This is a genomic window from Bacillus cereus group sp. N6 (genome assembly GCF_016483705.1).
GTDB lineage: Bacteria > Bacillota > Bacilli > Bacillales > Bacillaceae_G > Bacillus_A > Bacillus_A wiedmannii.
Window position 1 is genome coordinate 1 of sequence record NZ_JAEHBI010000267.1, and the last position, 289, is coordinate 289.

Consider the following 289-nt stretch of genomic DNA (forward strand, 5'->3'; position numbering starts at 1 on the left):
TTGATCCGTGTCTGGTGTCATAGGTTCTGGCTGTTTTGTTTCTGGAGGTATTGGTTCTGGTGGTAACGGTTCTGGTGGCAACGGCTCAGGAGGTAACGGTTCTGATGGCGGTGGTTCTAGTGGCAACAGTTCCGGTGGTAACGGTTCTGGCGGCAACGGCTCGGGTGGCAATGGTTCTGGTGGCAGTGGTTCTGGTGGCAACGGCTCGGGTGGCAACGGATCGGGTGGCAAGGACGCGGGGGGCAGAGGGTATGGCACCAGGGGCGGGCGCGGGGGGAGGGGCGGGCGG

General features: G+C 62.6%; 1 protein-coding gene. It reads right to left on the reverse strand.

Annotated elements, in window-relative coordinates:
- A partial coding sequence (locus JDS99_RS31260; protein WP_199696526.1) for a hypothetical protein occupies positions 1–201 on the reverse strand: 201 nt, incomplete at its 3' end.
- Positions 202–289: the final 88 nt, after the last annotated feature.